Source organism: Virgibacillus kimchii, assembly GCF_055379185.1.
In genome coordinates this window covers 3,091,529-3,104,140 of record NZ_AP043951.1, presented here as the reverse complement: position 1 = coordinate 3,104,140, position 12,612 = coordinate 3,091,529, and the positions used below count along the sequence as shown (strand labels likewise).

14 protein-coding genes are annotated in these 12,612 nt (G+C 41.9%); 10 read left to right on the top strand and 4 right to left on the bottom strand.

The features are described 5' to 3' along the window. The 6 genes from ACZ42C_RS14820 to rpsR all read left to right on the top strand — a co-directional run bounded on the left by ACZ42C_RS14820 (position 1) and on the right by rpsR (position 4,246). Positions 1 to 903: a mechanosensitive ion channel family protein gene (locus tag ACZ42C_RS14820; protein WP_461181929.1), complete on the top strand. Its 903-nt coding sequence runs from the start codon at positions 1 to 3 to the stop codon at positions 901 to 903. Positions 904 to 939: 36 nt separating this feature from the next. Then, positions 940 to 1,137 (top strand): DUF951 domain-containing protein, encoded by a 198-nt coding sequence (locus ACZ42C_RS14815; RefSeq protein WP_461181930.1) that lies wholly within the window; start codon positions 940 to 942, stop codon positions 1,135 to 1,137. Between the two features lie 799 nt (positions 1,138 to 1,936). Then, entirely contained in the window at positions 1,937 to 3,037 is a 1,101-nt protein-coding gene (gene ychF, locus ACZ42C_RS14810; protein WP_461181931.1) for a redox-regulated ATPase YchF, read from the top strand. A 148-nt stretch (positions 3,038 to 3,185) separates the two neighbouring features. Then, the gene (gene rpsF, locus ACZ42C_RS14805) at positions 3,186 to 3,476 is read left to right on the top strand and encodes a 30S ribosomal protein S6 (RefSeq protein WP_461181932.1); all 291 of its coding nucleotides are present in this window, start codon (positions 3,186 to 3,188) and stop codon (positions 3,474 to 3,476) included. Positions 3,477 to 3,491: 15 nt separating this feature from the next. Then, positions 3,492 to 3,980: a single-stranded DNA-binding protein gene (gene ssb, locus ACZ42C_RS14800; RefSeq protein WP_461181933.1), complete on the top strand. Its 489-nt coding sequence runs from the start codon at positions 3,492 to 3,494 to the stop codon at positions 3,978 to 3,980. Positions 3,981 to 4,015: 35 nt separating this feature from the next. Next, positions 4,016 to 4,246: a 30S ribosomal protein S18 gene (rpsR, locus tag ACZ42C_RS14795; RefSeq protein WP_461181934.1), complete on the top strand. Its 231-nt coding sequence runs from the start codon at positions 4,016 to 4,018 to the stop codon at positions 4,244 to 4,246. A gap of 264 nt (positions 4,247 to 4,510) precedes the next feature. Here rpsR and ACZ42C_RS14790 read toward each other — a convergent pair whose 3' ends face one another. From ACZ42C_RS14790 to ACZ42C_RS14775, 4 genes are read right to left on the bottom strand one after another with little or no spacing between them, the layout of a single operon-like run. Then, the gene (locus ACZ42C_RS14790; protein WP_461181935.1) at positions 4,511 to 5,140 is read right to left on the bottom strand and encodes an ATP-binding cassette domain-containing protein; all 630 of its coding nucleotides are present in this window, start codon (positions 5,138 to 5,140) and stop codon (positions 4,511 to 4,513) included. A gap of 15 nt (positions 5,141 to 5,155) precedes the next feature. Next, complete coding sequence (gene modB, locus ACZ42C_RS14785; protein WP_461181936.1) at positions 5,156 to 5,833, bottom strand: molybdate ABC transporter permease subunit; 678 nt, start codon at positions 5,831 to 5,833, stop codon at positions 5,156 to 5,158. 28 nt (positions 5,834 to 5,861) lie between these two features. After that, a complete protein-coding gene (gene modA, locus ACZ42C_RS14780; RefSeq protein WP_461181937.1) occupies positions 5,862 to 6,644 on the bottom strand; it encodes a molybdate ABC transporter substrate-binding protein in 783 nt (260 codons plus the stop codon). A 37-nt stretch (positions 6,645 to 6,681) separates the two neighbouring features. After that, positions 6,682 to 7,176 carry a DUF1189 family protein gene (locus ACZ42C_RS14775; protein WP_461181938.1) on the bottom strand — a complete coding sequence of 165 codons (495 nt, stop codon included), beginning with the start codon at positions 7,174 to 7,176 and terminating at the stop codon, positions 6,682 to 6,684. Between the two features lie 365 nt (positions 7,177 to 7,541). On the opposite strand from ACZ42C_RS14775, the gene ACZ42C_RS14770 reads away from it, so the two are divergent. From ACZ42C_RS14770 to dnaB, 4 genes are all read left to right on the top strand, one after another. Further along, a complete protein-coding gene (locus tag ACZ42C_RS14770) occupies positions 7,542 to 8,489 on the top strand; it encodes a YybS family protein (protein WP_461181939.1) in 948 nt (315 codons plus the stop codon). A 113-nt stretch (positions 8,490 to 8,602) separates the two neighbouring features. Next, complete coding sequence (locus ACZ42C_RS14765; protein ID WP_461181940.1) at positions 8,603 to 10,576, top strand: DHH family phosphoesterase; 1,974 nt, start codon at positions 8,603 to 8,605, stop codon at positions 10,574 to 10,576. After that, positions 10,573 to 11,022 (top strand): 50S ribosomal protein L9, encoded by a 450-nt coding sequence (rplI, locus tag ACZ42C_RS14760; protein ID WP_461181941.1) that lies wholly within the window; start codon positions 10,573 to 10,575, stop codon positions 11,020 to 11,022. Before ACZ42C_RS14765 ends, rplI begins: the two co-directional genes overlap by 4 nt. A gap of 85 nt (positions 11,023 to 11,107) precedes the next feature. After that, a complete protein-coding gene (gene dnaB / locus ACZ42C_RS14755; protein WP_461181942.1) occupies positions 11,108 to 12,475 on the top strand; it encodes a replicative DNA helicase in 1,368 nt (455 codons plus the stop codon). Positions 12,476 to 12,612 lie beyond the last annotated feature (137 nt).

Sequence of the window (12,612 nt, the reverse complement as noted above, 5' to 3'; positions counted from 1 at the left end):
ATGGAAGAAGTGAATGAAGAAATGGTTAATTTTTGGGAGTATATAACAGGACCGGAATTATGGGCTGCCATATCCACCGGGTTAATCCGTATTTTAATCATTGTGATTTTGGCTTTTATCGTTGTACGGGTAGCCAGAAATTTAATCTATCGGATATTTAGAAATAGACAAAGAGGTCCGATACGGATTTCGGAACGCAGAGAAAATACGTTGAAAAAATTAGCCAGTAATGTCATAGCCTATGTTGTATATTTTATTGCTGCGATCATGATCCTGGATAATGTGTTAGGATTTCAGGTTGGTGCGCTGCTTGCGGGTGCCGGTGTTGCCGGACTTGCGATTGGCTTTGGGGCCCAAAACCTCGTCCGGGACGTAATCACAGGGTTTTTCATTATATTTGAGGATCAATTCTCTGTTGGTGACTATATTGCTGTTGCCGGAATTGAAGGCACAGTGGAAGAAATCGGATTGCGGACGACAAAAGTATTAAGCTGGACCGGAGAGATGAATGTTGTACCAAATGGAGATATTACCCAGGTAACGAATTATTCCGTGCATAATGGACTTGCCCTGGTAGATATCAATATACCGTATGAGAGCAGTGTCTATGAAGCAGAAAAAATAATAGAGCAAGTAGCGGAAACACTGCCGGAAAAATATGACTTTATTATAGGTACGCCGGAAATTATTGGAGTGCAGGATCTGGATGTTTCCCATTTTGTTATTCGTGTGATTGCTGACACAAAACCTGGATTCCAATGGGCTGGTGAGCGTAATATCCGAAAAGAAATGCAGGATCAATTATATCAGTCAGGTATTGAAATTCCGGCACCGCGTGTGGTTATGTATTCAAAAGAAGAAGAAGAAAAATTACAGGCGAAAAACCGTGATCGGCAACAGTAATATTTGGTATAATGATAGAAAAAAGGAGTACTGACGATGGCGGAAAAGGAATTTGGGTTGAATGATGTTGTGCAAATGAAAAAACCGCATCCATGTGGGGAAAATCGCTGGAAAATCATCCGCATGGGAATGGATATCCGAATAAAGTGTCTCGGCTGTGATCATAGTGTCATGCTGCCGAGACGGGAGTTTACAAAGAAAATGAAAAAAGTGCTGGAAAAAGCAGAAGAATAGTGTGGTCGTTGTTATACGCTAATGGAAACAAATAAACTTACTGAAAATGAGGCTGGGACATAACTAATTGTATTGGAGAAAAAACCAAACAAACCACTTGCCCAGCTCCGGGGATATACGGAGACTCCTTGAAAATGCTATGCATTTTCTCACGAAGATGTAATGCTGCCGAAGCGTTACTTGTCCAGCAGGATAAAAGGCATCGATGAGACCCCACAGGGCAACATTAATGAAGGTCGACTAAAAACACCCTTTGCGGGCAACGTCGGCATACCCCTTGTCGGGGCAAGGAGGCTCATCAGCCGCCTGCGGCAAAGAAGACACTGAGAAAACGACCAACGAGAGTTTGATCGGATGTAGCACTCGTGCCCGTGGTGAAAGCGAAGTATATTCCCGGAGCGGCCGGTGATACTCTATCACCATGATTTGTTCGGATTTTCTTCTAGACGTTAAAGTTATGTCCCAGCCTTATTTTAAATTTATACAGCGGGGAAGTAGTTTGGCGAAAACTGAAGTAATTTTTGGATAATAAAATGATTAAAATAATATTGTGATGTTCATCACAATATATGAAAATAAATTTTATAAAAAAGATAGAAATATGGACGGAAGTGCCAATAAAATGGTAAAATGAAGCTATATAGAGAGAAGAAATACAAATTAAATAGGGTAAAACGCAAAAATGGGCATAGAAATATGCCTGTTTTTGTTTTTTACAAACTTGTCAAGTGAACAGGCTATATCTATAATGAGGTAGACGCGTTCATATGAATGGAATCCTTAAGGAGTTGAAATTTGCATGGCTTTGACAGCAGGAATTGTCGGACTTCCAAATGTAGGGAAATCAACATTATTCAATGCTATTACACAGGCAGGAGCAGAGGCGGCGAATTATCCGTTTGCCACGATTGATCCGAATGTGGGAATTGTGGAAGTACCTGACAATCGCTTAAATACATTAACACAATTAGTAAAACCGAAAAAAACAGTACCGACTGCCTTTGAATTTACAGATATTGCAGGTATTGTAAAAGGTGCAAGCAAGGGGGAAGGACTGGGAAATCAATTTTTATCGCATATTCGGCAGGTAGACGCCATCTGTCAGGTGGTCCGCTGTTTTCAGGATGAAAATATTACTCATGTTTCCGGTAAGATTGATCCAATTGATGATATTGAAATCATTAATCTGGAACTGATTCTGGCAGATTTGGAGACTGTGAACAAACGTTATCAGCGGGTGGAAAAACTGGCGAGACAAAAGGATAAAGAAGCTTTGGCGGAATTCCAAGTTCTTTCGGCATTGAAAGAAGGACTGGAAGCGGAAAAACCGGTTCGTGCTCTGGAATTCAACGAGGAGCAGGAAAAAGTCGTCAAAGGACTTCATTTATTAACAAGCAAACCCATGCTATACGTGGCGAATGTCAGTGAAGATGAAGTCGCAAAACCGGATGACAATGCATTCGTGCAAAAGGTAAAAGACTATGCAGCAAAAGAAGATGCAGAAGTGATTATTATTTGTGCAAAGATTGAAGAAGAAATTGCAGAGCTGGATCAGGATGAAAAAGAAATGTATCTGGAGGAATTGGGAATTGCTGAATCCGGTCTGGATAAATTGATTAAAGCTTCCTACAGCCTGCTTGGACTGGCTACTTATTTTACAGCCGGTGAACAGGAAGTGCGGGCATGGACATTCCAGAAAGGCACAAAAGCACCACAGGCAGCAGGCATTATCCATACAGATTTTGAAAGAGGCTTCATCCGTGCAGAAACTGTTTCCTATGATGACCTGGTGGATGCAGGGTCCATGGCTCAGGCAAGGGAAAATGGAAAAGTGCGTCTCGAAGGTAAAGAGTATATCGTCCAGGATGGCGATGTCATTCATTTCCGTTTTAATGTGTAAAAGCAAGTATAACGAAAATAGGATCTCTCGAAGACTTGTTATTTGAAAAATATTTTGGTATAATCAACTATCGTGAGTAATGAATTATCGATTACTCCTTGCTCCTATGAAATATAGGGGCCGCCAAGACCAAAAGGAGGTGTACCGGATGAGAAAATACGAAATTATGTATATCATCCGCCCGGACATTGAAGAAGAAGCGCAGACAAGCTTAATTGAGCGTTTCAACAACATTTTGACTGATAACGGGGCGGAGATTGAAAAAGTTGATGAAAAAGGCAAAAAACGCCTGGCATATGAAATCAACGACTACCGTGATGGATATTATGTTGTCATCAACTTCAAGAGCGATGAAACAGCAATCAATGAATTTGATCGCTTGGCCAAGTTCTCTGATGATATCATTCGTCATATGGCAATTCGAGAAGATGATCAATAATAAGGAGTGGTTCTGATGTTAAATCGTGTCGTACTTGTCGGCAGGTTAACGCGGGATCCTGATTTACGTTATACAGCAAATGGCGTGGCAGTAGCCAACTTTACAGTGGCATGTGACCGCCCTTTTACCAATCAGCAGGGAGAACGTGAAACAGATTTCGTCAATTGTGTCAGCTGGCGCAGACAGGCTGAAAATCTTGCCAACTATATGAAAAAAGGCAGTTTGATTGGTGTGGATGGCCGCGTTCAGACCCGAAGATATGAAAATCAGGAAGGTAAAATGGTATACGTCACAGAAATTCTCGCAGAAAACATTCAGTTTTTAGAGTCCAGAGGTACTTCCCAAAATCGGGGAGGCGAGCCTTCAGGATTCCAGCCGAATAGAAACCAGAACCAATTTCAACCAAATCAAAATCAAAACCAAAGTCAGAACCAGAATCAGGAAGATCCTTTCTCATCGAGCGGAGATCCGATCGATATATCTGATGATGACTTGCCATTTTAAAATAACCAATGAAATCTTAAATAGGAGGGATACACATGGCAGCTCGTCGCGGACGTGCAAAGCGTCGTAAAGTGTGTTACTTCACAGCGAACGGAATTACACACATTGATTATAAAGATGTAGATTTGCTCAGACGTTTCGTTTCCGAACGTGGAAAAATACTTCCACGTCGTGTAACAGGAACTTCTGCAAAATACCAGCGTAAATTGACAAAAGCAATTAAACGTGCTCGTCAAATGGCATTATTGCCATATGTAGCCGAGTAATGTTAAAACCTCCAATTACGGATAAAATCCGGATTTGGAGGTTTCTTCATATTATAACGGACTTACTTATATTGAAAAAATGCCTATAAAGCAAATTAAAAAGTCAATGTTAGATAAGTAAACTCTTTTATTATGTAGTAGTTACGGAGGGCAGTATTTGAAAGTAAAAAAATATACTCATTGGGCTTTCCTGTGCTAATTATCGTTTTCTCCATTAAGATTATTAAATCATAGCCGAAAATGCGACATTAGTTGAAATACGCTTCATACTTCTGATTGCTGAAGCAGCCTTCCTTTTTCCAAATGCAAAATACGATCTCCGAGTTTATCAGCTTCTTTCTTTTGATGTGTAACCATGATTACGGGGATATTCCATGCTTTGTGCAATCGCATTAATTCGTCCTGGCACTCCGCCCGTGTCTTTTCATCCAGAGCTGAAAAAGGCTCGTCCAGGAGTAAGCTTTCCGGCTTTGTGGCAAGCGCCCGTACTAAGGCAACCCGTTGCTTTTCCCCGCCGGAAATTTGATGCGGGAAACTGTCAAGCAGGTGGTGAATACCCACTACATCCACTAACTGTTGAACAAGATCCTCTTCCTTCATGCCATACTTTATATTTTTTTCCACTGTCATATGCGGAAAAAGAGCATAATCCTGAAACAAATATCCAATCCGCCGTTTTTGGATAGGGAGCGGTTTTTTCTTTGTTTCATAGAGAATACGATCATGCAGCTGAATTAAACCTCGGTCAGGTTGACTAAGTCCTGCAATTCCATTTAAGATAGTCGTTTTTCCAGCACCGGACGGACCAAATAAAACAACAATTTCATTGCGGACCTGAAATGAGACTTCCAATGTATAGTTTTTTAATTTTTTTGTCATTTCCACAGTGAGCATTGAGAAAAATCTCCTTTACTTTTCCGAAGTAAAACGCAAAATATTTCGGCCGCTCCACCAATTCAGCCATAAAATAGCAGCAAACCCAATCACAATGATGCTGATTGTCCAAAACATGGCTGCTTCTCTATTCCCGGATTCCACAGCAAAATAGATTGCCAGCGGAATCGTTTCTGTTTCGTTCGGTATGTAGCCGGCTACCATCAATGTCGCCCCGAATTCCCCAAGAGCCCTGGCAAACGTCAGTACGAGTCCGGCAAGTAAACCCGGCCACGCCAGGGGGAAGGAAATGGTCCAGAATACCCGCCATTTGGAGGCACCCATTGTCAAAGCCGCATTTTCAAGGGAACGGTCATATTTTTGAAAGGAGGCAGCTGCACTCTGATACATAAGCGGAAAAGCAACAACAATGGCTGCCAGCACAGCTCCCACCCATGTGAAAACGATTTGAAAATCAAACAAATGAAGTAAAAGACTGCCGATTGGCCCGTTTCTGCCAAATAAGTATAATAGGCCAAAGCCAACAACTGTAGGAGGCAAAACAAGCGGCAGCATAATCAAAGCTTCCAGTGACCGCTTTCCCGGAAAAAGATTTCGGGCAACGATTCTTGCTGATAAAACGCCCAGTATAAAAACGATTACTGTTGCGATCCCGGCAATTTGCAATGATAAAAGTAAAGGTGTAAAGTCCATTCCAGCCTACTTCCTTTATATTGGAGTACTATGGATGAAACCCATGTGTGTGAAAGATTTCTTTTGCTGTTTCACTCGTTAAAAACGCAATAAAATCTTCTGCTTCAATCCTGCTCGTGCTGTTAGTCATGACTGCTGCCGGGTAAGATATGGCCCCATGCATGGAATTATCGATGTTCAATAAAATTTCCGTTTCTTCCGACTTTACTGCTTCTGTGTAATAAACAAAACCGATATCTGTATTACCGGATTCCACATAAGTTACTGCCTGCCGGACATCTTTTGCAAAAATAAACTGTTCGGAAACATCCTCCCATACGTTGACGGCCATCAGTGCTTCCCTTGCATAATTTCCTGCCGGCACGCTGTCGGGATTACCAATGGCAATATTATTAATATCCAACATAGGCAGGTCTGCAAGAGAATCAATCTTCATCGTGTTGTCTTTTTCTCCAATCACCACCAGCCGGTTTTCCGCAAAATCAGTTCTCGTTTCAGACAGAATTAATTCCTGGTCTCCGAGCAAATCCATTTGTATCTGGTCAGCGGAAAGGAATACATCTACAGGTGCACCTTGCTGAATTTGCTGGGACAAGGTCCCGGAACCGCCAAAATTCAACGTAACATGAATATAAGGGTTTGCTTCTTCAAAAGCATCCACAATATCATGCATGACATCAGAAAGGCTTGTCGCAGCAGAAATAAATAATTCCTTTTCCTCTGTGGAAGGGCGAAAAAGTTCATCCTCTGATGAATTGCTGCACCCTGCAAAGGCAAGAATGCCAATCATGAACATAAGTAATATTTTCATTGAAAAACTCCTTCATCGTTGAAAGGTTGCAGGATTTTTATTTCCGGCGCCGTTTCTTTCGTTTGGGGTAAACAGAAATAATAGCGAGCAGCATAATAAATGTAAAAAGAATATATATGAGTAAAAAAACATTGCTGAGTGGGATGAACAACGCAAGCCCCGTATAGACCAAAGCGGGAATTGTCGTCGTATATGCGCTCATTTTCCAAAGAATCGAGAACCTTAGTTTTCTCTCCATCAGTTTGGCAATTCCCACGGCAATGTAAGCCATCAGGGAGAGAAATAGAAAGACAATTCCAGTTAATGGCAAATAAAAGAATATAAAAAAGTAAATAAGGAAAAACAGGAAGTTCATTTCTGACATCAGGTTGTCTGTTCCTGTCCATTGCGAAATAAAAGAAGGAACAGATACCAGAATGAGGAGAATGAACATGTAAATGACCGTAACATCCATGCCGATACGATTTAATTTAAATATTGCATTCCTATTTGGAAGTTTGATACTATGTATAAATGCTTGTAAGAAAATCATTATGACAGCCCTTTATGTTGTATTAGGCAGGGAACAGGCCCTGCAGGTTGAACCCCAAAATGAGGGTATGGTGAAAATAAGTCTTATCCTTATTATAAGGCAAATAGAAAAGAAATTCCTGTAGTGGGCTTATATAAAAAGTGACAGTTTCATGGAAAACGGTAAAGCCGAGGTTGTGAAAGGGGAAACAGTTTATTTTCACGTTGAAGGAAAACAGGTTTAATATGACTAACTATCAAAACATCCGTCAAATTATTCCCCGGGAAATATCTTATTCCACGTATTTCGACAAGTATTCCAAGTTAAAACATGTTATCATAATATAACAGTATGATTACACATGCATACATACTAAGAGGTGTCATATGAATCAATCAAAGAGAGTAACAGATGGGGCTCTATTAATGGCAATATTTATCTTATTGATGCTGATCACAGTTTTTGTTCCGTTTATTTCGTTGTTCAGTCTTTTTTTATTGCCGGTGCCCATTGTTTTATTTGCATCAAGATATGACTGGAAATCCGCAGCTTTAATGGTTGTTGCAACAATTATTTTATCCATGCTGCTGGCAACCCTTGCTTCTCTTCCCATAGCTGTTATGATGGCGCTGGGGGGAGTATTGATTGGGAATGCCATATATATAAATGCTTCTGCATATGATACATGGGCCAGGGGCACCTTGGGATTTGTCGCCGGTTTGTTATTTGCTTTTGTTTTCGCCCAGCTGATCTTCCAGGTTAATTTACTGGAACAACTGGAACAAACAATGAATGAGTCCCTGGAAATGACCGGCAATATGATGGGTCAGTTTGGTGTTCAGGAACAAATGGAGGAAACACAGGCAATGATGCAGGATATGATCGGTGTGATGATCGATTTATTCCCTGTGTTCCTGGCTGGAACGGCTGTGCTTTTGGCATTGATTAGTCAATGGGTCAGTTATAAAATCATAAACAGAGTGGAAAGGAAGGACTACCGTTTTCCACCATTTCGTCAGCTGCGTTTTCCTATATCCCTCATTTGGGTATATTTCGTGGCGTTTATATTATCATTTTTAGTTGCAGAACCAGGAAGCACTTTGTATATTGCAGTACAAAACATGTTTGTGCTGGTTGGATTGCTCCTGGCTGTCCAGGGTTTTTCCTTTATTTTCTTTTATGCGCATCATAAAAATATGTCAAAAGCACTGCCGGTGATCAGTATAATTTTAACAGTGCTTTTTCCAATGATATTCCTTTATTTGATACGAATTATAGGTATAATTGACTTAGGCTTTGGTTTAAGAGACAGGCTTGCTGATAAAAAAGACTAACCCGGAATGAAAGTGAAGGAAAAGAAAGGCTAAAGCGACAGATGTACTGGGTTGAATTTCAGCAATATCGAAGCCGGGTATGTCAACTTACCCGTTGTGAGGAGTTGAAGACGATGACGGAATTACAAAAAAAACTAAGATTCAGCAGCCATATATGGGTTATTTATCTGTTATCCATTATTTTGCTTGCCGTTATCTGGTATTTTCAATGGGTATTGGGCATCATCATGACTGCTTTACTTGTCGTATCTTTTTACTATAGTATCCGTACGGAAAAAACATTGCAAAATGAGGCACAGGAGTATATTACCACGCTTTCCCACCGGATTAAGAAAGTCGGTGAGGAAGCACTGTTGGAAATGCCGTTTGGTATTATTCTCTATAATGAAGACTACAAGATTGAATGGACCAATCCGTATATGAATAAGTTCAGCGAGGATGAAAGTCTTGTAGGCAGTTCGCTGAATAATCTATCAGAGAAGATTATTCCATTGATTAAGGAAAATAAAGAGGAATTCTGGTTTAGCATGGATGATTATGAATTTTTGACAACGGTTAGAAAAGATGAGCGCCTATTGTATATATTTGACCGGACGGCGCAGTCGGAATTACAGGAATTATACCGTAATGACCGGACAGTGTTAGCTATTATATTTCTGGATAATTATGAAGAGATCACCCAGAATATGGATGATACACATAAAAGCCAGTTGAACTCCCAGGTAACAGCCAAATTAAATGAGTGGTCAAAAGAATATGGCCTCTACTTAAAACGGACTTCCCAAGAACGCTTTTTAGCGGTAGGTACGCAAGAAATATTACAGGAATTGGAAAAAAACAAATTTGATATATTGAATGAAGTTCGCGGGCTCGATTTGGAGCAGGGAAACCCGGTTACATTAAGCATTGGAGTTGGTTCCGGAGAAGAGGAATTGCCTGCGCTTGGTGAACTGGCACAGTCCAGCCTTGATCTGGCCTTGGGCCGAGGCGGGGACCAGGTTGCCATCAAAGACGTACAGGGAAAAGTTCGTTTTTACGGCGGAAAAACAAATCCGATGGAAAAAAGAACCCGGGTCCGTGCCAGAGTTATATCCCATGCGCTGAGAGACTTGGTCCGGGCGAGTGATAATGTAATAATTATGGGTCATAAATCACCGGACATGGATTCCATTGGCGCGGCCATCGGTATTTTAAATATTGCCCAGTCCAATGAGGTGGATGGCTATATTGTTTTCGATGAGGATGATGTCGATACAGGTGTTTACCGGCTGGTGGAAGCAATTAAAGAAGATGAGGAGTTATGGCAGCATTTTATACCTCCGGATGAAGCTGAGGAGATTACAGAGAGCAGAAGCCTTGTTGTCATAGTGGATACCCACAAGCCTTCCATGGTAGCAGAGGAACGGATTTTGAAGAAGTCTGACCATAAAGTGGTGATTGACCACCATAGAAGATCAGAGGAATTCGTGGAGAATCCGACTCTTGTTTATATGGAGCCGTATGCTTCTTCCACTGCTGAGCTTGTCACTGAGCTTTTGGAGTATCAACCGAAGACGAAAAAGCTGCGGATGCTGGAAGCAACAGCGCTGCTTTCGGGAATTATCGTTGATACAAAGAGCTTTACGTTGCGTACAGGGTCCCGGACTTTTGATGCTGCTTCCTATCTTCGCTCCAAGGGGGCGGATACAGTGCTGGTTCAGCGGTTTATGAAGGAAGACCTTGATATTTATGTAAAACGAAGTAAACTGATTGAAAGAACAGAAATTTTTCGTGATAACATTGCTATATCCGCAGCAGAGAGTGGCATTACCTATGGACCGGTGGTTATTGCCCAGGCGGCGGACACGCTGCTGACGATGAGCGGCGTGAGTGCTTCTTTCGTCATTTCCGAGCGGGAAGATGGCAGGATTGGGATAAGCGCCCGGTCATTGGGTGAAATCAACGTACAAATTATTATGGAGAAAATGAATGGCGGCGGGCATTTAACGAATGCTGCCACTCAAATAGAAGATACAACCATTTCAGATGCGGAGAATTTGTTAAAAGATATCTTAACGGATTATTTTGAAGGGAGAGAGGAAGCGTGAAAGTAATCTTTCTTAAAGATGTGAAGGGAAAAGGGAAAAAAGGTGATGTGAAAAATGTGTCGGACGGTTATGCGCGGAATTATTTATTGAAAAATAATCTTGCTCAGGAGGCAACACCAGGCAATTTGAAGGCTTTAGAGGCAAAGAAAAAGAAAAATGAACAGCAGGAGCAGGAAGAAAAAGAAGAAGCAATGAACCTGAAAGACACGCTGGCTGATCTAACGGTGGAGCTGAAGGCAAAATCCGGAGACAGCGGACGATTGTTTGGTTCAATTACGAGCAAGCAGATTGCGGAGGCGCTGGAGAAACAGCATGGCTATAAAATTGATAAACGAAAATTGGAATTGGATCAGCCTATCCGTGCACTGGGATATACTACAGTGCCGGTAAAACTGCATCCGGAAGTTTCCGGTTCAGTTAAAGTACATGTGGCAGAGAAAAAATAAAAATGGAAAAAAGAAATTTTATAAAAGGACGGACTCACTGGAAGGTGGGTCTTCTTTACCTTTTATTTAGCAGGAGGAGACAAGCATGAGTGAGGCATGGAGTGACCGTATACCGCCCCATAATATTGAAGCAGAGCAGTCGGTGATCGGCGCGATCTTTCTCGATCCGGAGTCTTTTTCTACTGCCTCGGAAATTCTGATGCCGGAAGATTTCTTCCGTGCAGGACATCAGCGTATTTTTCATGCGATGGTGGAGCTTGCCGATAAGGGAGAACCCATTGACCTTGTCACGGTAACTTCCTTTTTGCACAACCGTAAAGAACTGGAGGAAGCCGGCGGGGTTTCCTACTTGTCAGATGTGGCGGGAAGTGTGCCGACAGCAGCCAATATTGGGTATTACAGTAAGATAGTAGAAGAAAAAGCGATGCTGCGCCGGTTAATCCGGACAGCAACGGACATTGTTACTTCCGGTTTTGAGCGGGAAGATGAAGTGGAAGAGGTTTTAAATGAAGCGGAAAAAAGCATTCTTGAGGTTTCTTCCAGGCAAAATGCCGGTGCGTTTAAATCGATTAAAGATGTGTTAATTGAAGTATATGATGATATTGAACAGCTGCACCTTCAAAGTGAAGATATAACGGGCATTGCCAGCGGGTTTCGAGACCTGGACAGGTTAACTTCCGGGTTTCAGCCGAATGACCTTATTATTGTTGCTGCTCGTCCGTCTGTCGGTAAAACGGCATTCGCGCTGAATGTGGCACAGAATGTTGCAGTTAATTCGGATGAAAATGTAGCCATATTCAGTCTGGAGATGGGAGCAGAGCAACTTGTTTCCCGGATGCTTTGTGCTGAAGGCAATATTGATTCGCAACGCCTGCGGAGTGGGCAGCTCCAGGCGGATGACTGGAGTAAACTGACAATGGCAATGGGAAGTTTGTCCAATGCGGGCATCTACATTGATGATTCTCCTGGAATCCGTGTCGCGGAAATCCGCTCCAAATGCCGCCGGCTGAAACAGGAACATGGGCTTGGCATGATTTTAATAGATTACTTGCAGCTCATTCAGGGAAGCGCGAATTCAAAGGAGAACAGGCAGCAGGAAGTTTCCGAGATTTCCCGTTCCTTAAAAGCTTTGGCGCGTGAATTAAATGTGCCTTTAATCGCCTTATCCCAGCTTTCCCGTGGGGTGGAGTCCCGTCAGGATAAGCGGCCGATGATGTCGGATTTAAGAGAATCCGGAAGTATTGAGCAGGATGCGGATATTGTCGGGTTCTTATACCGGGATGATTATTATGATACGGAATCGGAAAAGCAGAACATTATCGAAATCATTATTTCCAAGCAGCGTAACGGCCCGGTCGGGTCTGTGGAGCTGGCGTTTGTGAAAGAATATAATAAGTTTGTGGACTTGGATCACAGGTATCAGGAAAGTGATGTACCGCCTGTGCCGGTATAGAGATTTGGTGAAACTGCGGATTGGGGAGACATTTTCCCTGGTTCGTGGTTTTTGGTTTAAAACGCTGATAAAGTCTATGATTGTGTAAAAAAGGCCACCTTTTATGCCTCATGTTAATATGTTTTTGACTAAAAAAA